This window comes from Polynucleobacter necessarius, assembly GCF_900095185.1.
GTDB lineage: Bacteria > Pseudomonadota > Gammaproteobacteria > Burkholderiales > Burkholderiaceae > Polynucleobacter.
This window is the reverse complement of sequence record NZ_LT606948.1, coordinates 1,090,671-1,103,345: the sequence shown is the minus strand read 5'-3', so window position 1 is coordinate 1,103,345 and position 12,675 is coordinate 1,090,671. Positions and strand designations below refer to the sequence as shown.

Sequence of the window (12,675 nt, the reverse complement as noted above, 5' to 3'; positions counted from 1 at the left end):
TAACCATGACGGTGCATTACAGCCCTCTGAATTCNAACTTCGTGGCTCTGGACGCTCTTTAACTGGATTTCATTTGCGTGATGCCCTAGATTTAGTCTCAAAACGCGCACCAGGTCTCATCTTAAAGTTTGGTGGCCACGCAATGGCTGCGGGTCTGACCATTCGACAAAACGACTTTGAAAAGTTTGACGCCTGTTTTCAGCAAGTCGCCTCAGAATTACTTTACGATGAATTACTAGAGCGTCGCCATAACCATGACGGTGCATTACAGCCCTCTGAATTCACCTCTGAAATTGGCGACCTTCTCGCAGAGGAAATTTGGGGCCAAGGCTTTCCTCAGCCGGTTTTTTATGGGGAATTTGAGATTGCTCAGCAAAGCCTCATGAAAGAAAAACATTTGCGCTTGATGGTCCGCCCAATCGGAGATTCTGCGGTTAAATCTGATAGCAAACCCATTACTGCCGTTTGGTTTAACCGAACCCAAAGCCTGCCAGCTAGAGCCAAACTGGCCTATCGTCTAGTAACCAACCGATATCAAGGTCAAGCCCGTGTGCAACTCATGATCGAAGCCCACGACGAAAGCCTTTCTAGCTGAGCCAGCCCCTAAGAGTCTAGGTCAATAACCCCCTTATAATTAAGGGATGGAAGCTGAACAACTCAACATTATTTCGAATACCTTGTCCGATCTGCTCACCCGTGAGCAAGCTCTTCGGGGGTATCTTTAATTTCGACGTAAAGTCACGTCGTCTTACCGAAGTTAACTCTATTCTGGAAGATCCCACCATTTGGGATGATCAAAAGAAAGCGCAAGCACTGGGCAAAGAAAAAAAATTGCTCGATGGTGTAGTGGCTACCCTCACTGATCTCAATGCCAATATTACTAGTGCTCTTGAGCTATTTGACATGGCTAAAGAAGAAAGTGATTTTGAAACTATCGCGGCAATTGAGCAAGATGTTGAGAGCTATAGCAAGATCATTGGTGATCTCGAGTTTCGACGCATGTTCCATAATAAAATGGATTCCTGCAATTGCTTTATTGATATTCAGGCGGGTGCCGGCGGTACCGAAGCTTGTGATTGGGCGCGTATGCTCTATCGTCAATACCTCAAGTATTGCGAGCGGAAAGGCTACAAGACGGAAATTCTTGAAGAATCGGACGGTGATGTTGCTGGCATTAAGAGCGCAACGATCAAAGTCGATGGCGAATACGCTTATGGTCATTTGCGCTCTGAAACCGGAGTGCATCGCTTGGTACGCAAATCTCCATTTGATTCGTCAAATGGGCGTCATACTTCATTTGCCTCCATATACGTATACCCAGAGATTGATGACTCGATTGAGATTGAAGTCAATCCAGCAGATATTCGTACTGATACCTACCGCGCCTCGGGTGCCGGTGGTCAACACATCAACAAGACAGACTCTGCTGTTCGCCTAACCCATATTCCCACCGGAATAGTGGTGCAATGCCAAAACGATCGAAGCCAACATCGCAACCGCGCTGAAGCAATGACCATGCTCAAGTCACGCCTATATGAACACGAGATACAAAAGCGTCGTGCTGAGCAAGATAAATTGGAGGCCAGCAAAACCGATGTGGGCTGGGGTCACCAAATCCGCTCATACGTTTTGGACCAGAGCCGCATTAAAGATCTACGTACGAACGTTGAGATTTCAAATACACAAAAAGTGTTGGATGGCGATCTAGATGCTTTCATTGAGGCCGGCCTGAAACAAGGCGTGTAATGCAGTCTAAAACCCATTATTGAGATACCACCACTAATGACCGATATGACCGATAAAACGAATTTAGGCACAGCCTCTGCTCAAGAACCCGTTGATGAAAATCACATCATTGCGGAACGTCGTGAAAAACTGGCTAAGCTACGCGCTGGTGGTGTTGCGTTCTCAAATGATTTTGTACCAACCCATTTGGCGTCAGACTTGCATACGCACTATGACAGCCTGACCAGAGAAGAGCTGGCGACCAAAAAAATTCATGTCAAAGTTGCAGGACGAATGGTGCTCAAGCGCGTAATGGGCAAAGCCAGCTTTGCCACCATTCAGGATCGCAGCGGCCAAATTCAGTTCTATATTAATGATGAGCTTAGCGGTGCCGATGTCCATGGGGCATTTAAACACTGGGATATGGGTGACTTTATTTCTGCCGAGGGCAATCTCTTTAAAACCAATAAGGGTGAGTTATCTGTAGAGTGCAGTAATCTACGCTTACTCAGCAAATCATTACGCCCTTTACCTGATAAGTTCCATGGCCTTTCTGATTTAGAGACTAAGTATCGTCAGCGCTATGTTGATCTCATTGTTAATCCTGACAGTCGAAACACATTTAAGGCGCGTAGCAATGCGATCGCCTCACTGCGTCGTCATATGTTAGACGCCGACTTTATGGAAGTCGAAACGCCGATGCTCCACCCGATTCCTGGTGGTGCAGCAGCAAAACCTTTTATTACCCACCACAATGCACTAGATATGCAAATGTTCTTGCGTATCGCACCTGAACTTTACCTCAAGCGTTTGGTTGTGGGTGGTTTTGAGCGCGTGTTTGAAATGAATCGTAACTTCCGTAACGAGGGTATTAGTCCCCGACATAATCCGGAGTTTACGATGATGGAATTTTACGCAGCGTATACAGACTATCGCTGGTTGATGGATTTCACTGAAGGCTTAATTCGTGCAGCAGCAATTGATGCACAAGGTACTGCGGTATTGACACACCAAGGCTCTGAACTTGATCTCAGCAAGCCATTTCAACGCCTGACCATTACTGAGGCTATCCTCCAATACTGCGACCAATCGGGTAAGAGCTATGAAGCCGCACAATTGGAAAATGCCAGCTTCATACGTGCCGAACTGAAAAAGGGTGGTGAGAATCCAGATGCTCCAACTCTCAAGAATGCAGGGATTGGCGCACTGCAATTGGCTTTGTTTGAGCTAGTTGCTGAAGAGCATTTGTGGGAACCGACATTCATCATTGATTATCCGATCGAAGCAAGTCCTCTCGCTAGAGAATCGGATACACGTCCAGGCATTACTGAGCGCTTCGAACTTTTTATCACGGGCCGTGAAATCGCCAATGGTTTTTCTGAGTTAAATGATGCTGAAGATCAGGCCAATCGCTTCCGCAAACAAGTAGAGCAAAAGGAAGCAGGTGATGAAGAGGCTATGTATTTTGACCATGACTTCATTCGCGCCCTTGAGTATGGAATGCCTCCAACTGGTGGTTGCGGCATCGGTATCGATCGCCTCGTCATGCTACTCACTGATGCTCCAAATATTCGTGACGTTATTCTCTTCCCACACTTACGTCGCGAAGAAGAGTAATTCAAGAGTCATTCATTGTTATAGATTTCGACACCACCCTTAATAGTTTCAATTTCATTCGGTTCTACTTGTAAGGGGTTTTGGTCTAGAACCACTAAATCGGCCATCTTCCCAGCAGCAATGGAGCCCTTACTCCCCTCTTCTCTGTATTATAGATAGGCGCTGCATTACTAGTAATGCCTTGCAAAGCCAAATACGGACTAATAGCTTGCTCATAGCCTATGTTCTTTCCAAACTGAAAACATCACATTGGGTCCAGATGAAGGTGTATCGTTATGAAGCGCAATCTTCACGCCCTTATGATTAGCTGCGTTTAGTGGACTGACGTTAGCAGCCCTCTCGCTACCCAAGGTCGCACTATAGTTATCACCATAAAGTCAGACTGTATTTGGCATTGATACGGCTAATATGTTTTTCTTTTTATAGTCATCGAGCGGGTCGTCTCGTGCAAAAAAGGAATGGGCAATTTCGATTCTTCGAACCTCTATAATACACCCGTATCAGTAATCGCCTTTCCTAACGCAGACAAAGTCATATCAATGCCAGCATCACCATTAGAGTACGCAAAATATTGAATATTCTTCTCGTAAGCTAACTTGGCATACTTATCAATGAGTGCTTGTTGGGTAATACGGAAATCCACGCCAGTCCTGAGGAAAGCCAGTGGTATTCAAATAAGGTTTAGAAAAATAGGCCAATCGTAACCGCGGAGCGCCATCTGTTGGGACTTGTATTTCGGCCACCATAAATCCATGATCTCCTTGACTATACGCACCAAACGGAAAATTTGGGTTTGTTGTGAGCATCTGATCAACCACATCGAAAGTCGGCAATGCAATCAAATCTCAAGAAACAAGGTTGCGATCTACTGCTAAGCGCATATTGCGCATATCAACAATACTCGCCTCGCAACTTTGGGCAGTAGTAACTCCATTAGAGACGTAAATTTTCTCAGCTTTGCGATAAGCCTCAAAGGCTCAATCTTTGGAATACTTTCCTCCTGCTTTAGCAACAGCCGCTAAGTAAGGCATACCAATCAGCTCACCAGTTAACTCACCATTCTTTGGATCTACTGGAATAAATCCAGATACTGCTTTAGTTGCTTTGTTGATACCTAATTTCTTTAAACCAGCAGAGTTCACCAAGCCAGTCAACATTGAAATATTCTCTATCAGCACAGCTTGATTTGGCAACGCCTTATCGAGATCAGCTCTAGTCAAAGGACCATCTGATAACAAAGCATCGGCATAACCCGCCCCCAATTACCCAGCCATTAAAAATATTTGCCTCCGCCTTCAACTTGCCGATGAGTTGAGATTGAGTCTGCGGTGAATTTTTTGAGAAAGATGCCAGATTAACACCCAAGGTATCTTAAGCAATTAGAACAAAATGTCCCCAGGTATCAATAAACCCAGGCATTAAAGTTTGACCTTTCAGATCTTAAATATTCGGATTCATGCCCGCCTGAGTGAGCGCGTCTTTCATGCTCCCTGTAAAGGCAATTTTCCTATCTTTTACAACGATGGCTTCCACATATTTAGGAGAATCGCCTACCATCGTCAGAATCACTCCATTGAAATATACCGTGGAGAGCTGTGCGACTGAAGAAATAGTAATAGTTCAATCGCCTCTTTTGCTAGGGGCTTGGGATCATTCCTTAGTTTACGCATAGCAGATCTTGCAGCTGATCATGGGTATAACCACGCTCAACCAAATAACATCAATACGCCAGCATCTAATGAACCACTTCTCGTACCCATCATCCATCCGTCTAGAGCCGAGAAACCCATTGTTGTGGCAATACTCTTGCCATCAATTGCAGCGCATAAACTGGCACTATTACCTAAATGCGCCATTAGCACCTTATTTTTGGCCATTCTAGAGTTCTCAATCAGTTCGCCAATAATTGTACTGATAGGAAATGCCATGAAACCCATAGCGTCGCACACCTTGATCTGTAACCTCCTTAGGTAAAGCCAAAAAAGTTTCGAGAGAACTCATCGTTTTATGGAATGCTGTATCAAAACAGAGATTCTGAGGAATGCCTGGAAAAACTTGAGAAAAAGCTTTCACACCATCCAAGCTATGTGGCTGATGCAGGGGCGCTAAAGCGCTCATAGCCGATAATTTTTCTAGGATAGCGTCAGTATTGGCTGAAAAAACTCTGAGCCTCCATGAACGATGCGATGCGACCCCGCTCTGATTGGGGGTAAGTCCTTAATATCGAGTAGCAATTCCTTAAGATACATCAAGGCTGCGATCAAGGGATCCTGATCATGAGAGAGTAATTGCATATCAAGCCTTGAAAACAAAAAACTATACGCGCGCTTTAACAGCATGGAATTCCATTCCATTAAAGCAAATGACTCCTGATGATATTTTATCTGCTGCTAATTAGAAACAAGACGCAAAACCCGAATAATGACCATTCGGGAACCTGTAACCCTAAAATAGCAGGCAACTTAGCAGAGCAAAAACCATCTGCTTTAAATAGCCAAGGCAAGCCTTGCACCAACTGAAATTGATTGATCCAAATTTCTAAAGGATCAATTCCACAGGTGGATAGCTGACATTTTGATATCCCACTTGCTGAAGCACAACAGCAAAAAGCACCCAACTGAAGCTAAACAAAGAAATCCATAGATATTGGGAGCGACTCATCCCTAGATGATAGCGAGTGAATCCTCCCAAGACCCCAAACTGATGGGCTTATAAGTAAAAGTAGATAACTTATAAGAAGTAAATTGGCCCAAGAACCCTCGATACCCCCTGCATCACCTCAAGATTGAGGATAATTAGCAATTCAGACACTTCAGACTAAGTTTTATGCCAGCCTATAACACCGAAACCGTACTCACCGTTCACCACTGGAACGACACCCTCTTTAGCTTCACCACCACTCGCAATAAGGGTCTTCGCTTTCGAAGTGGTCACTTTTTGATGATAGGCCTCGAAGTAGAGGGAAAACCTTTAATGAGAGCCTATAGCGTTGCAAGTCCAAACTATGAGGAGCACCTCGAATTTTTAAGTATTAAAGTTCAAGATGGTCCACTTACTTTACGCCTTCAAAAAATTCAGGTTGGGGATCCAATACTGGTCAGCCAAAAATCTGTAGGGACCCTGGTAATTGATGATCTTAATCCAGGAAAACATCTTTATCTTTTTAGTACAGGCACTGGTCTTGCGCCCTTCATGAGCATCATTCGCGACCCAGAAACCTACGAGAAGTTTGAAAAGATAGCTCTCATTCATGGCGTACGCCTAGTTAGCGAGCTAGCCTATAGTGACTACATCAAGAATGAACTAACCCAAGACGAATACTTAGGTGAACTTATTCGCGAAAAACTCATCTACTACCCTACCGTTACAAGAGAAGCATTCAAACATACTGGACGTTTAACTACTGCCATCGAGTCTGGACAACTTTTCAAAAATATAGGCTTACCTCCTCTGGACCCAGCAGTAGATAGAGCCATGATCTGTGGTAGCCCCTCTATGCTCAAAGAGACCGCTGAGATGCTGGATTCCAAAGGCTTTAAGGTATCTCTGAGCCTTGGTCAGCTAGGCGACTATGTGTTTGAGCGTGCTTTCGTCGAAAAATAGACTTCCGATTTAATATATCTAAAAGTAGATGTGATCAACCAGTACACATTCATTTTCAAGGTATAGACGAGTGACAGTCCGCCAAACAGGAGCGCCTTCTTTAATGCCTAACTTAAGAGACTCTTCTTTATTGGCTTGTGATATCCTAAACGAAGCGGTTTCAACACGAGGATAGGTTTTTTCATCAGAATCCCATCGCACTACATGGAAAAAATAATAGAGCAAGCGTTTGGCATCATGCTCAGCTACATAGGTTCCACTACCTTGACGACGGATACCAATTCCCTCGGCAACCAATTCATCTACCGCCTTACGCAGGGTTCCTATGGATACATCTAATTCCTTTACTAAATCCTTTTCAGCAGGCAATGCCTGCCCCATAAGGGTATCGACCCCTGACCAGATCTTCGGCGATCTTCTGCTTGACTTCTTGATAAGCGGTCAGAGTTTTCATGCTTTATTACTTATGCAGACTCATACAAGCGGGTCATTGCAAATTCATGATGACCCAAAATCTCTACAGCAGTCAATTCACCATTTGCAGTACGTATAAGGGCATCGAGTAGTTTCTCATCTGCTGTGTCTAAATTTTCATCGGGACGCAAAATACCAGAAACATCTACGTCAATATGCTCAGACATTGTGCGTACGGTTTTAGGATGTGCGCATAGCTTGATCACAGGAAGAATTGGGTTACCAATAACATTACCTTGACCTGTTGGGAAAAAATAGGCCGCGAAACCTGCGGCTACACATAAAGTCACCATCTCAGCAACAGCTGAAGAGGAGCCCATGAAATGCAAACCAGGAATTGTTGGAGTCTCCGCTTTATCAAGGACACCATCAACCATGCACTTCTTGCTAATTTTCTGAATCTTTCCCAGAGCCTTCTCTTCAATGGTGGTGAGGCCACCAGCAATATTGCCTTTTGTTGGCTGCGAATCCGATAAGTCACTGGTTTTATTTTTTGCAACAACGTCTTGATCACGATCAAACATTGCGCGAAATTTCTTCTTCACCTCAGGAGTGCGGCAACATGCCTCCACTAAATGCTCACCACCAGTTAACTCAGTAGTTTCACCAAAAACCAAAGTTGAACCAATGTCATAAAGCTTATCAAACGCATTACCCACTGTTGGATTTAATGCACAACCAGAAATTCACCGCATTTAGTTGAAACCCAGAGCTCTGATAATGGGGAAGAAACGCGCCGCTGTTTAGAGGCATGCTTCACATCATGGAGTAAGCGGCCTTGCTGGCGCTAGCAACAGTTGCTGTATCGCCGTTACCTTCAATCCAAAAACCTTCTACCGGCTTACCGGCAGTCTTAATTCCATCTACTACGATCTTTCTCCACTGTGGCTCGATACCAATCACCACGACACCAGCTACGTTTGGATTATCAGCAATCATTTGGCTCACGCGTTCATTGCTCTCGTGGGTAACGCCAGCTGTATGCGGCGTAAGTATGAGGTTCTCAATGCCTACAAAATGGTTCAAGTCTTTTGCTGGTTCAGCTAAAAATACGTCGATTGCTGCGCCGCCAATTCGACCTGAGCGCAAATGCTCTGCTAACGCCAATTCATCAACGATGCCCCCACGGCCTCTATTTACAAGGCAAGCACCCTCTGTCATCTGATCCAAAGTTGATGCATTAAATAAATTTTTGGTTTCAGGTAAAAACGGAAGGTGCAAAGAGACAGTATCACTGCTTGAGAGCAATGCATTGAGCGTGATTAGTGGAACAGAAAACCCATCAAGCTCTACAGCATCAACAGATAACATCGGATCATAGGCAACACATTGCAACCTAAAGGCATGGGCTTTTTTTGCTACCACTCTGCCAATACTGCCAAATCCAACAATACCTAAAGTCTGACCTAAAAATTCATGATAGCTAGAGAACCGCGGGCGAGGCCACTCATCTTTCAGGGTTGCGATCGTTGCAGGAATAAGACCACGGGTTAAAGCGACTGCAGCCCCCAACCACATACTCAGCCACCGACTCTGCATTTGCACCTGTAGCAGGAATCACCCTAATATTTCGCTTGGCACAGGCTGGTAGCTCAATATTTTCAAGACCTACGCCCAAAAACACCTTTAATTTTGGTGAGGCCTTCAGAACTTCCTTATTTCCCTGAGTCAGATTCCGAACCACTAGCGCATGAACATCCTGCATAGCCGCAATTAATACTGACCTATCCTTGTACAAATCAGGATCGTAGATAACGTCATGTCTAGAACACATGGTATCTAGGGCTTGACTAGTGATGAACTCAGAGATGAAAATAGATGACATATCTATATCGTATAGATGATATAGATCACTTGCAAGTAGTCACTCTTTGTTAAAGAAATGGTCTTACTGCAATTGTAAATATCCCTAAAGAGCTAGAGGCTCAAATTAAAAACGAGTCAATAGCCTTGGCAAAAGTCATCAAGGCGACGCAATATCGTCGCTCCGTAAGAATATCTAAAGACACCTTAATAGGTGTCTTTAGACTTGCTCCAGCACCATAAATCGAAAATAACGCTTTAGAAGCATTGACGAATCAATAGAGTGGTTCCTGAAACGAGAAGAATGGATCCATACACAATCCGCATCGAAGTGCTGCTCAATTTTGAATGTGCATGAGTACCTAGCCAAATTCCCAAAAACATAGCCAGCAAGAGAAAGAGGGTTAAACCAAACACAGGCGAACTTAAAAGCAACCCGGTTGCTATCATCAAGCAAAGCCGCAAACAAAGCCGCAAGCAAACAAGTGAGGATCAGAATGGCGAATGCCATAGTGACCCTAAGAGATTTTGGATCAATCATTCTTAATCCAAGATATGCGGCATAAATACGCCACCAGTTGCAAATAGCGCAGTGAATATCCCTCCAATGAATCCAAATGGCGCTGCCCGCCATTTATTAATTACTTGTTGCAATTCTCTATTTCTGTGCCAAAGTGCTCGTACGCCATTCAAAGCAGCAACAACTACGAGCATGCAACAAACTTTCTTTGGTTCTAGAGATGCCCACATCGTCCCACATGCATGTCGACAAACCATCCCGAATAGACTCCATATCGCCAGCTATTTTTTGTAAGGGCATCTCATGAGCTTTGATGCTTTCATAAACCTCCTCCATATTGCATTCCTGCAGACCATGGGAAGCAACCCATTCTGCCATTGCATCTCCTGCAATACCGCCAAACATAGTTGAATTAGCAACGCCATTACCGCCCACAAGACGATTGACTCCATAAACACCGCCAATGTCCTCTCCTGCTGCATAAAGACCAGGAAGGTCAGTGCTGCCATCCTTCTTAAAGACTAAGCCACCAATCATGTAATGAGCAGTCGGGACAACCTCCACTAGATCATTCACCAAATCAAAACCGCTGTCAGCGCAAAGCTCAACCATACCCTTAAATAGCTTGCGCACATTTTTAGGACCCAAATGACTCATTTGAATATAGACATCGCCATTGGGGGTAGCACGACCAGCACGAATCTCAGAATTAATAGCTCGAGAAACAATATCACGGGTAGCGCGCTCATTACGAAGGTCGTAGTTGCCCATAAATCGCTCATTGTTTCCATTAAGCAAGTAATCCACAGCCCCGCGCGCGCAAGCTTTCCTCTAATACCGTACCAGTCATACGAGTTCCTGGGCCAGCCAAGAGACCGGTTGCATGAAACTGGACCATCTCCATATCTCGCAAGGTAAGTCCTACGCGAAGCGCCATCGCCAATCCATCACAACTTTTATCACCTGACGGCGTATGGTACTTGTACATGGTTGGAGCACTGCCGGTGGTTAGCAAGACTGCCTTAGCGCGTACCAATACAAAGCGACCAGTCTGCATATTCAACATCAATACACCAGCCAGAGATTTACCATCTTTACTATGTATCAGCTCAATAGCACGATGCTCTTCAAGGCGGTGCATACCTCTTGACCACACCTGCTTTGCGAAACGATTGATAATTTCGATACCAGTTAAATCTAAATCTTGATCAGATAGCCACTTACCACCTTCAATGGTGTCCATAAAGTAGCGCTCGACTGAATCCCCTTCTGCAAGGGCCACATTATACCACCCTGCACCATACGAGTACAACCGCATTTTCCTAACAAACCCTTTACGGCAATCGTAATATATAGATTTGGGTTTGCTTGATGCGCATGCAAAGCTGCAAATAGGCCAGCACCGCCATAACCACCTAATATCAAAATCTCTGTTTCAATTCTTAGTATCGTGCTCATGAGTCTATTCCGAGACTGTTTCGAAAAGTATCTTTATTTCGAGCAACCTCACCTTTCACTTCCTGGTACATACTGCCACCGTGACTATTCATAGCCACTAAGAGTGGGCCAAAATCTTTAGTCTTAAAGCGCCAAAGCGACTCTGGATTAAGGTCATCCATATCCACATCCTCAATTTGCTCAATCCAAGTTGTTTCAAGCGCTGCAGTGCCACCAATAATGGCTAAATAGACTCCGCCAAATTCTTTAAATGCCTCGGCTGAGCCTTCTCGTATTCCGCCTTTGTCAATAATCATACGCACACCCTTCTGAGTCATTAGTGGCTGGGTAAATCTTTCCATGCGATCAGAGGTTGTAGTTCCAATACAGATAAATTGCTCACTCACTGGAACTTTACGCACGTTAGGTGCAGTATGAATAACCGCATGCCCATTAAGATCAAAACGCGTTTGACGACCATGATCAAACATATGAATTTGAGTGGCATCACGAATACCAAACAAGGTATTTTGCAAAGCAACTATGTCATTGATGCGTAACTTGCGAATTTCTTCTGCGCGAACTGGAGTCTGGAGAACGAAGTGGGTCATGGATCCTCTCCTTAGAATCCGTAACTTAACGCCTGCAGGCGTAAAGGTTGCGCGAGCCCTGCAAGCAGAGTGGCATTGCATCTTCACTGCGACAGGATTCAGAGTAATGTTGGTATGCGCAAGCTCAACAACGTGCACTACAAATGCGGTACCATCACCACCAAGTCCTTGTGGACCAATACCGAGCTTATTCACAGCGGCGCTGAGCTCTTTGTCCAACTTTGCGCCCTCCTCATCACTACAGATACTTCCTAATTCACGAGTTGCTGCTCGTTTTACCATAGCATCACATTGATCATAGGTGCCACCAATTCAGACTCCGACAATTGTTGGCGGACGCATCTTGCCACCAGCGGAAACAACGCTCTCAATAACAAAAGCCTTGACTCCATTAATCCCATCTGCAAAGATGGCCATTTTAAGAAAAGAGTTGTATTCAGAGCCGCTACCTTTAGGGACCATTTCGACTTCAACCGAATCAGCATCATCAAAAAAATCAATGTGAATTGCTGGCATATCAATGCCACAAGAAGTGTAATTATTCTTACGCGCAATTGGATGGACCACTGATGAGCGGAGCAGATACTCCTTGGTTGCCCGCTCACAACCTTTGCGAATGGCGGCTTTCAATGCCATACTGTCAAATTGGACATTACTACCAATCTTAATGTTATAGATTGGCAAGCCTGTATCCTGACATAGGAGATTATCTTCCTTCTCAGCAACCGAGATATTTATCATCATAGTCTTTAAAACTACCTGCGCACGGGAATCCGTCTCAGCTATATCTAGCCTACTATCAATGCCAGCCTTAATATCATCTGGTAGCGCCTTAAGCGCTCGAATGTAGAGCTCTTTGCAAGCCTCTTCTGCCAAATTCATATT

At 44.6% G+C, this 12,675-nt stretch carries 12 protein-coding genes and 6 pseudogenes; 4 read left to right on the top strand and 14 right to left on the bottom strand.

Annotation, left to right across the window (positions count from 1 at the left end):
* Positions 1 to 49: 49 nt before the first annotated feature.
* The 3 genes and pseudogenes from DXE31_RS13095 to lysS all read left to right on the top strand — a co-directional run.
* A pseudogene (locus tag DXE31_RS13095) lies at positions 50 to 595 on the top strand (DHHA1 domain-containing protein); the annotation flags it as partial.
* 46 nt (positions 596 to 641) lie between these two features.
* Positions 642 to 1,746, top strand: a protein-coding gene (prfB, locus tag DXE31_RS06320; protein WP_114698219.1) for a peptide chain release factor 2 whose coding sequence is annotated in 2 segments (ribosomal slippage) — positions 642 to 722 and positions 724 to 1,746 — 1,104 coding nt in all. Because the reading frame shifts where the segments join, the coding sequence is not laid out codon by codon here.
* A 45-nt stretch (positions 1,747 to 1,791) separates the two neighbouring features.
* Positions 1,792 to 3,342: a lysine--tRNA ligase gene (lysS, locus tag DXE31_RS06315; protein ID WP_114698676.1), complete on the top strand. Its 1,551-nt coding sequence runs from the start codon at positions 1,792 to 1,794 to the stop codon at positions 3,340 to 3,342.
* 8 nt (positions 3,343 to 3,350) lie between these two features.
* On the opposite strand, the pseudogene DXE31_RS06310 reads toward lysS, so the two are convergent.
* The 7 genes and pseudogenes from DXE31_RS06310 to DXE31_RS11350 form a co-directional block, all read right to left on the bottom strand.
* A pseudogene (locus DXE31_RS06310) lies at positions 3,351 to 3,476 on the bottom strand (amidohydrolase family protein); the annotation flags it as partial.
* 350 nt (positions 3,477 to 3,826) lie between these two features.
* Positions 3,827 to 3,985: a hypothetical protein gene (locus DXE31_RS09755; protein WP_162785553.1), complete on the bottom strand. Its 159-nt coding sequence runs from the start codon at positions 3,983 to 3,985 to the stop codon at positions 3,827 to 3,829.
* A gap of 334 nt (positions 3,986 to 4,319) precedes the next feature.
* Positions 4,320 to 4,604: an amidohydrolase family protein gene (locus DXE31_RS06305; RefSeq protein ID WP_114698217.1), complete on the bottom strand. Its 285-nt coding sequence runs from the start codon at positions 4,602 to 4,604 to the stop codon at positions 4,320 to 4,322.
* Between the two features lie 444 nt (positions 4,605 to 5,048).
* Entirely contained in the window at positions 5,049 to 5,270 is a 222-nt protein-coding gene (locus tag DXE31_RS10355; RefSeq protein WP_231969421.1) for a hypothetical protein, read from the bottom strand.
* Complete coding sequence (locus DXE31_RS12875) at positions 5,230 to 5,460, bottom strand: hypothetical protein (RefSeq protein ID WP_197712162.1); 231 nt, start codon at positions 5,458 to 5,460, stop codon at positions 5,230 to 5,232. The genes DXE31_RS10355 and DXE31_RS12875 overlap by 41 nt, the downstream gene beginning before the upstream one ends.
* A 14-nt stretch (positions 5,461 to 5,474) precedes the next feature.
* Complete coding sequence (locus tag DXE31_RS10345) at positions 5,475 to 5,681, bottom strand: hypothetical protein (RefSeq protein WP_231969420.1); 207 nt, start codon at positions 5,679 to 5,681, stop codon at positions 5,475 to 5,477.
* Between the two features lie 41 nt (positions 5,682 to 5,722).
* Positions 5,723 to 5,854, bottom strand: coding sequence for a disulfide bond formation protein B (locus DXE31_RS11350; protein WP_231969541.1), 132 nt, complete (start codon positions 5,852 to 5,854; stop codon positions 5,723 to 5,725).
* Positions 5,855 to 6,168: 314 nt separating this feature from the next.
* On the opposite strand from DXE31_RS11350, the gene DXE31_RS06290 reads away from it, so the two are divergent.
* The gene (locus DXE31_RS06290) at positions 6,169 to 6,945 is read left to right on the top strand and encodes a ferredoxin--NADP reductase (RefSeq protein ID WP_114698216.1); all 777 of its coding nucleotides are present in this window, start codon (positions 6,169 to 6,171) and stop codon (positions 6,943 to 6,945) included.
* A gap of 18 nt (positions 6,946 to 6,963) precedes the next feature.
* On the opposite strand, the gene DXE31_RS06285 is transcribed toward DXE31_RS06290, so the two are convergent.
* From DXE31_RS06285 to DXE31_RS12870, 7 genes and pseudogenes are all read right to left on the bottom strand, one after another.
* A complete protein-coding gene (locus DXE31_RS06285; RefSeq protein ID WP_114698215.1) occupies positions 6,964 to 7,326 on the bottom strand; it encodes a GntR family transcriptional regulator in 363 nt (120 codons plus the stop codon).
* Positions 7,327 to 7,409: 83 nt separating this feature from the next.
* Positions 7,410 to 8,445: pseudogene (locus DXE31_RS11345) on the bottom strand (UxaA family hydrolase).
* A 9-nt stretch (positions 8,446 to 8,454) separates the two neighbouring features.
* Positions 8,455 to 8,937 (bottom strand): annotated as a pseudogene (locus tag DXE31_RS11340) (NAD(P)-dependent oxidoreductase); the annotation flags it as partial.
* Positions 8,867 to 9,244, bottom strand: coding sequence for a Rossmann-fold NAD(P)-binding domain-containing protein (locus DXE31_RS06270; RefSeq protein WP_114698212.1), 378 nt, complete (start codon positions 9,242 to 9,244; stop codon positions 8,867 to 8,869). The gene DXE31_RS06270 and the pseudogene DXE31_RS11340, both read right to left, overlap by 71 nt.
* A 198-nt stretch (positions 9,245 to 9,442) precedes the next feature.
* Positions 9,443 to 9,763, bottom strand: coding sequence for a hypothetical protein (locus DXE31_RS06265; protein ID WP_162785550.1), 321 nt, complete (start codon positions 9,761 to 9,763; stop codon positions 9,443 to 9,445).
* A 165-nt stretch (positions 9,764 to 9,928) separates the two neighbouring features.
* Positions 9,929 to 11,200: pseudogene (locus DXE31_RS06260) on the bottom strand (FAD-binding protein); the annotation flags it as partial.
* Positions 11,197 to 12,672, bottom strand: a pseudogene (locus DXE31_RS12870) (fumarate hydratase). The pseudogenes DXE31_RS12870 and DXE31_RS06260, both read right to left, overlap by 4 nt.
* Positions 12,673 to 12,675 lie beyond the last annotated feature (3 nt).

Coding starts and splice junctions, on each gene's coding strand:
- lysS (WP_114698676.1), top strand. CDS start 1,792: ATGACCGATAAAACGAATTTAGGCACAGCCTCTGCTCAAGAACCCGTT.
- DXE31_RS10355 (WP_231969421.1), bottom strand. CDS start 5,270: ATGGCATTTCCTATCAGTACAATTATTGGCGAACTGATTGAGAACTCT.
- DXE31_RS12875 (WP_197712162.1), bottom strand. CDS start 5,460: ATGAGCGCTTTAGCGCCCCTGCATCAGCCACATAGCTTGGATGGTGTG.
- DXE31_RS10345 (WP_231969420.1), bottom strand. CDS start 5,681: ATGCTGTTAAAGCGCGCGTATAGTTTTTTGTTTTCAAGGCTTGATATG.
- DXE31_RS06290 (WP_114698216.1), top strand. CDS start 6,169: ATGCCAGCCTATAACACCGAAACCGTACTCACCGTTCACCACTGGAAC.
- DXE31_RS06285 (WP_114698215.1), bottom strand. CDS start 7,326: ATGGGGCAGGCATTGCCTGCTGAAAAGGATTTAGTAAAGGAATTAGAT.
- DXE31_RS06270 (WP_114698212.1), bottom strand. CDS start 9,244: ATGTCATCTATTTTCATCTCTGAGTTCATCACTAGTCAAGCCCTAGAT.
- DXE31_RS06265 (WP_162785550.1), bottom strand. CDS start 9,763: ATGATTGATCCAAAATCTCTTAGGGTCACTATGGCATTCGCCATTCTG.